Source organism: Bradyrhizobium forestalis (genome assembly GCF_002795245.1).
In the GTDB taxonomy this organism is placed as follows: domain Bacteria; phylum Pseudomonadota; class Alphaproteobacteria; order Rhizobiales; family Xanthobacteraceae; genus Bradyrhizobium; species Bradyrhizobium forestalis.
In genome coordinates this window covers 78,123-84,583 of sequence record NZ_PGVG01000032.1, presented here as the reverse complement: position 1 = coordinate 84,583, position 6,461 = coordinate 78,123, and the positions used below count along the sequence as shown (strand labels likewise).

The following is a 6,461-nucleotide window of genomic DNA, read 5'->3' as shown; positions in this document are numbered from 1 at the left end:
GATGTGAGCCGACCCTCCCCCTCCAGGGGAGGGTAAGCGCAGCCCAACCCTCTGAAAAATTTGGACTAATACTCCACGTCCCCTTGATCGTGCGTTCCCCGTCGCCATCTGCTAGGTGATAGAGCACGCGCCGGCCTTGAACCGGCGACGTCTGGAGAGAACCATGTTCATTCAAACCGAAGCCACCCCCAATCCCGCCACGCTGAAATTCATTCCCGGCCGCGTCGTGGTCGACGGCAGCCCGGTGGAGTTTTCGAGCCGCGAAGCCGCTGGCCGTTCGCCGCTGGCCGAAAAGCTGTTCGACGTGCCCGGCGTCACCGGCGTGTTCTACGGATCCGACTTCATCACCGTGACCAAGGCGAGCGGTGAATGGCAGCAGCTCAAGCCCGCAATCCTCGGCGCCATCATGGAGCACTATATGTCCGGCGCGCCGATGCTCGCCGACGGCGCGGCGCAAAACGAAGTCGATCTCGACGGCCAGGACGAGTTCTTCGACGAAGCCGACGCCGAGACCGTCGACATGATCAAGGACCTGATCGAGACCCGGGTGCGCCCCGCGGTCGCCAATGACGGCGGCGACATCACCTTCCGCGGCTTCAAGGACGGCATCGTCTATCTCAACATGAAGGGCGCCTGCTCCGGCTGCCCGTCCTCGACCGCGACGCTCCAGCACGGCATCCAGAACCTGCTCAGGCACTTCGTGCCCGACGTGGTCGAAGTCCGGCCGATGTGAATTGCACCGTCGGCAAACCAAATCGGCTGCGTCATGCCCGGGCTTGTCCCGGGCATCCGCGTTCTTGGGGCTGCAAAGTCGTGGATGGCCGGGTCAAGCCCGGCCATGACGGCAAGAAGCTTGGGCATCATCCGGTCGGCAATGCTATGATCGCGCCATGCTGATCCTTGCCATCGATACTGCGCTCGAGGCCTGCGCGGCCGCCGTGCTCGACACCGACGCCGGCGAGTTTCTCGCGCAGGAATCGCAGCTCATGAAGCGCGGGCATGCAGAAGCGCTGATGCCGCTGATCGCACGCGTCATGCAATCGGCCAATCTCGCCTTCACCTCGCTCGACCGCATCGCGGTTACCGTCGGCCCTGGCAGCTTCACCGGCCTGCGCGTCGGCATTTCCGCGGCGCGCGGCCTTGCGCTCGCAGCCGGCAAGCCGGCGGTCGGGCTGACGACGCTGTCGGCCTATGCGGCCGCCATCGTCTGCCAACGCAAATCGGCACCTGTGATCTCTGCGATCGATGCGCGGCACGATCACGTTTATTTCCAGATCGTCGCCGGCGACGGCAGCCAGCTGGTGCGGCCGGGCGCCGCGCCCATCGACGAGGCGATTGCGGCCTCGCAATTCGGCGCGCCGCATCTGGTCGGCAATGCCGCGAACATCCTCGCCGAGCGCTGGCCGAAGGACGGACCGCAGCCGGTCGCGGTCGACGCGCAGCCGGCGCCCGACATCGGCTGGGTCGCATGGCTCGGAGCCGCGGCCGATCCCGAAACGAACCCGGCGCGGCCGTTCTATCTGAAGGCGCCCGACGCAAAGCCGGCCGCAACTCCGCCGCTCGCACAAGCCGCGAGCTCATGATGAAATGGCTGTCGGAATGGTGGCGCGGCGGCACGGCCGTCGTCGAGCCCGCTTCCGTGCGCGACGCCGCACGGCTCGCGCAGCTGCACGGCGCCTCCTTCGCGCACGGCTGGGGCGAAGGCGAGTTCGAGAGCATGATGAGCGAGCGCAACACGCTGGTGCATCGCTTGCGTCTCGGCCCCAAGACGATCGGCTTTGCGGTGTCGCGGATCGGCGCGGACGAAGCGGAAATTCTCTCGATTGCGGTGGACGGGGCTTATCGCGGCCGCGGCCTCTCCCGCACGCTGCTGATGACCCATCTCGGCCACCTCGCCGGGCGCGGGGTGCGCACGATATTTCTCGAGGTGGAGGAAAATAACCAGCCGGCGCGGCGGCTCTACGTCGGGTGCGGATTCGTGGTGGTCGGACGCCGCGATCGCTACTATAAGCAGCCCGACGGGGAACAATTGAACGCCCTTCTGATGCGACGTGACTTGTCGTAACATTGGTGGCAGAAAGCGCCCGCCAGGCAGACAACGCTATGACCACACTGAAACCTTCTTCTGCATCCAAAGGGTCCGATATCGAGGCGCGCTGCGCCGCCACGGGCATGCGCATGACCGAGCAGCGCCGTGTCATCGCCCGCGTGCTCGCGGAAGCGATCGATCATCCCGATGTCGAGGAACTGTACCGGCGCTGCGTTGCGGTCGACGACAAGATCTCGATCTCGACCGTCTATCGCACCGTGAAACTGTTCGAGGATGCCGGCATCATCGAACGCCACGATTTCCGCGAGGGCCGCGCGCGCTACGAGCAGATGCGCGACAGCCATCACGACCACCTCATCAATCTGCGCGACGGCAAGGTGATCGAGTTCACCTCCGACGAGATCGAGAAGCTTCAGGCGGAGATCGCCCGCAAGCTCGGCTACAAGCTGGTCGATCACCGGCTCGAACTCTATTGCGTCCCGCTCGACGACGACAAGCCGACGTCTTAAGTTTCGTGCCCATCGACCTCATCATCTTCGACTGCGACGGCGTGCTCGTGGACAGCGAGGTGATCTCCTGTCGCGCGCATGCGGACGTGCTGACCAAGCACGGCTATCCGATCACGTCGGACCAGGTGTTCGAGCGCTTCCTCGGCCGCTCGACGCGGCAAGCCAATCTCGAGATCGAGACCGAACTCGGCCGCAAGCTGCCCGAGGCCTATCACGGCGATCTCCAGGACGAGCTGTTCCGATCGTTCGAGGCCGACCTCGAAGCGATCCGCGGCATCCATGATGTGCTTGATGTGGTGACGCAAGCCGTCTGCGTGGCCTCGAGCGGCTCGCATCAGCGCATGCGCGTGAGCCTGGGCAGCACCGGGCTCTATGAGCGCCTGGCGCCGAACATCTTCTCGGCCTCGCAGGTGACGAACGGCAAGCCGGCGCCGGACCTGTTCCTGTTCGCGGCGCGCGAAATGGGCGTGCCGCCCGAGCGCTGCGTCGTGATCGAGGACAGTCTGGCCGGCATCGCCGGCGCTCGTGCCGCCGGCATGATCGTGTTCGGCTTTCACGGCGGCAGCCATTGCCGCGACGGCCATGCCGAGACGCTGCGCCAGGCCGGCGCCGACCTGCTCTTTGCCGACATGCATCAACTGCCGGAGCTGGTCCGGCGGGTCGAGACGGACGCCGTGGCGGGCTGATTTCCGCCCCTTCCCGGTCATTCCGGGCACGCACGACGCGGGTGAACCCGGAATCTGGAAGAATTAGCTCGAGATTCCGGGTTCGCGACTTGCGTCGCGCCCCGGAATGACGACCTAAATGCCGCCATTCGCTGGATTTTCGCCCCTCCAGCCTATATCTGATGGCCGTCCTCCACCGCCATTTTCGGGTTCCATGACGCCGCCGCGCAAGCTGCACATCAAATCATATGGCTGCCAGATGAACGTCTACGATGCCCAGCGCATGGTGGACACGCTGGCGCCGGAAGGATTCGTGGAGACGGCGAGCGCCGAGGATGCCGCCCTCGTCATCCTCAACACCTGCCATATCCGCGAGAAGGCTTCCGAGAAGGTCTATTCCGAGCTCGGGCGCTTGCGCGTCGCCAAGGACGAGGCCGCACGCGGGGGCCGCGCGATGAGAATCGCTGTCGCGGGCTGCGTGGCGCAGGCCGAGGGCGAGGAGATCGTGCGCCGGGCGCCAGTCGTCGACGTCGTGGTGGGACCGCAGAGCTACCATCATCTGCCGGAGCTGTTGAAGCGCGCCGACAGCAAGGGTCGCGCGATCGAGACCGAGTTTCCGGCCGAGGACAAGTTCGGCTTCCTGGCCCAGCCGAAGCCCGATACGATCCGCGCGCGCGGCATTTCCGCCTTCGTCACGGTGCAGGAAGGCTGCGACAAGTTCTGCACCTTCTGCGTCGTGCCGTACACGCGCGGCGCCGAAGTCTCGCGCCCGGTGGCGAAGATCGTCGAGGACGTGAGGCGGCTCACCGACAACGGCGTGCGCGAGCTCACGCTGATCGGGCAGAACGTCAACGCCTATCACGGCGACGGGCCGGACGGAAAAACCTGGCCGCTCGGCCGGCTGCTCGAACATCTGGCGACAATTCCGGGGATCGCGCGGCTGCGTTATTCGACCAGCCACCCCCGCGACGTCGACGACAGCCTGATCGCGGCCCATCGCGATCTCGGTGCCCTGATGCCGTTCGTGCACCTGCCGGTACAATCGGGCTCGGACCGGATTCTGGCGGCCATGAACCGCAAACATACCGCCGATGATTACCGGCGCGTCATCGATCGTTTCCGCAGTGCACGCCAAGATATTGCTTTTTCATCAGATTTTATCGTCGGCTTCCCCGGCGAAAGCGAGCAAGATTTTCTCGCCACCCTCGCGCTTGTCACGCAAATCGGCTACGCTGCGGCTTATTCGTTCAAATCCTCCGCCCGGCCGGGAACGCCGGCCGCGGACATGCAGGAGACGGTGTCCCCCGCCGAGATGGACCAGCGATTGGAGCGGCTCCAGGAACTGATCGACAGCCAGCAATCGGCCTTCAACAAGGCCGCGATTGGCTCAACGGTCGACGTGCTGTTCGAGCGTCCGGCGCGCAAGGAAGGCCAGATCGTGGGCCGCACCGCCTACCTCCAGCCCGCCCATGTGATGGCTTCGCCCGACATCATTGGACAAATCCTGCCGGTCCGCATCGACAGCCTCGAGCGCTACAGTTTTCTCGGCGAGCTCGTGACGCCGCGCAAGGCGCGCGAGCCCGCTTTATCGCAAGCCACTGGAGCCTGAACCCTTGCCCAAAAGCGCATCGGATTCGTCTTCGTTCGCTCCCAGCCGCAAATTTGACCGCGACATGCAAGTTCCGCCCGAGACCCAGGTCGTCATCGACTTCGACGACAACCGCGCCGCTTCCGCGCTGGTCGGCCCGTACGGCCAGCACCTGGCGCAGATCGAGCGGCGACTCGGCGTGATCGTCGATTCCAAGGGCAACCACATCACCATCGGCGGCACCCGCGACGGCTGCGACGCCGCGCGCCGCGTGCTGGAGATGCTCTACACGCAAGCGGTGAAGGGGCAGGATCTCGACCAGGGCGAGGTCGAGGGCGCAATCCGTGCCGTGATCGCGCAGGGCTCGCTGTTCGAGTTCGACGCCAAATCGGCCAAATCGACCTTCGACAGCATCAATTTGCGCAAGCGCCCGGTGCGCGCGCGCACGGCCGCGCAGGACTCCTACATCCGCGCGCTGAAGCGGCACGAGCTGGTGTTCGGCATCGGCCCCGCCGGCACCGGCAAGACCTGGCTCGCCGTCGCCCATGCCGCGCAGCTGTTCGAGCGCAAGGAGGTCGATCGCATCATCCTGTCGCGTCCGGCGGTGGAAGCCGGCGAGCGGCTCGGCTTCCTGCCCGGCGATCTCCGCGAGAAGGTCGATCCCTATCTGCGGCCGATCTATGATGCACTCTACGACCTCATGGATGCGCGCATCGTCGAACGTGCGCTCCAGACCGGCGAGATCGAGATCGCGCCGCTCGCCTTCATGCGCGGCCGCACGCTCACCAACGCCGCCATCATCCTGGACGAGGCCCAGAATACCACGTCGATGCAGATGAAGATGTTCCTGACGCGTCTCGGCGAGAACAGCCGCATGATCGTGACAGGCGATCCCTCGCAGATCGACCTGCCGAACGGCCAGACCTCGGGCCTGGCCGAGGCGACCCGCCTCTTGAACGGCGTCGAGGGCATTGCCCAGGTTCATTTCAAGGCCGAGGACGTGATCCGCCACGAACTCGTGGCGCGGATCGTCGCCGCCTACGAAGGGCCGCCGCAGCGGCCGGCCACCGGTCAATCCTGACGAGGCAACACCGGACCCAGAGGGCGCGAACACGGCGCCCTTCGTCCCAGACAAGACAATGTCCCATCCCAACCTTCCCATGACCGAGGTCCTCGTCGTCGCCGATTGCTGGCAGCACGAGCCCGATTCCGAAGCCGTGATCCAGCGCGCCGTGGCCGCCGCCGCCGAGAACGTCGATGAAGACGTTGCCGACGCAGAGGTGGCTGTGATGCTGACCGATGACGCCGGCATCCGTGCTCTCAACAGCAACTGGCGCGGGATCGACAAGCCGACCAACGTGCTCTCGTTCCCCGCTCTGCAGCCGGAAGGCGAATGGAAACCGGGCGATGCGCCGCGCATGCTCGGCGACATAGCGATCGCCTATGAGACCATGCGGCGCGAGGCGGACGAGGAACAAAAGCCGTTCGACCACCATTTGAGCCATCTCGCCGTGCATGGGTTCCTGCACCTGATCGGTTACGACCACGACAACGACGGCGACGCCGAGGAGATGGAAGCGCTCGAACGTGAGATCCTGGCCCATCTCGGCATACCCGATCCCTACGCAGACCGCCCGGGGACGCATTGA

General features: G+C 65.4%; 8 protein-coding genes. All 8 read left to right on the top strand.

Features of this window, described 5'->3' with window-relative positions; translation table 11 throughout:
• Positions 1-163 precede the first annotated feature (163 nt).
• The gene (locus CVM73_RS29360) at positions 164-733 is read left to right on the top strand and encodes a NifU family protein (protein WP_100235270.1); all 570 of its coding nucleotides are present in this window, start codon (positions 164-166) and stop codon (positions 731-733) included.
• 157 nt (positions 734-890) lie between these two features.
• A complete protein-coding gene (tsaB, locus tag CVM73_RS29355; RefSeq protein WP_100235269.1) occupies positions 891-1,583 on the top strand; it encodes a tRNA (adenosine(37)-N6)-threonylcarbamoyltransferase complex dimerization subunit type 1 TsaB in 693 nt (230 codons plus the stop codon).
• Positions 1,580-2,065, top strand: a complete 486-nt coding sequence (gene rimI, locus CVM73_RS29350; protein WP_100235268.1) for a ribosomal protein S18-alanine N-acetyltransferase — start codon at positions 1,580-1,582, stop codon at positions 2,063-2,065. The genes tsaB and rimI overlap by 4 nt, the downstream gene beginning before the upstream one ends.
• A 38-nt stretch (positions 2,066-2,103) precedes the next feature.
• Complete coding sequence (locus tag CVM73_RS29345; RefSeq protein WP_100235267.1) at positions 2,104-2,559, top strand: Fur family transcriptional regulator; 456 nt, start codon at positions 2,104-2,106, stop codon at positions 2,557-2,559.
• 5 nt (positions 2,560-2,564) lie between these two features.
• A complete protein-coding gene (locus tag CVM73_RS29340; protein WP_100235266.1) occupies positions 2,565-3,245 on the top strand; it encodes an HAD family hydrolase in 681 nt (226 codons plus the stop codon).
• 193 nt (positions 3,246-3,438) lie between these two features.
• Positions 3,439-4,833, top strand: a complete 1,395-nt coding sequence (gene miaB / locus CVM73_RS29335) for a tRNA (N6-isopentenyl adenosine(37)-C2)-methylthiotransferase MiaB (protein WP_100235265.1) — start codon at positions 3,439-3,441, stop codon at positions 4,831-4,833.
• 64 nt (positions 4,834-4,897) lie between these two features.
• Positions 4,898-5,893: a PhoH family protein gene (locus CVM73_RS29330; RefSeq protein ID WP_100235264.1), complete on the top strand. Its 996-nt coding sequence runs from the start codon at positions 4,898-4,900 to the stop codon at positions 5,891-5,893.
• A 58-nt stretch (positions 5,894-5,951) separates the two neighbouring features.
• Positions 5,952-6,461: an rRNA maturation RNase YbeY gene (ybeY, locus tag CVM73_RS29325; RefSeq protein ID WP_100235263.1), complete on the top strand. Its 510-nt coding sequence runs from the start codon at positions 5,952-5,954 to the stop codon at positions 6,459-6,461.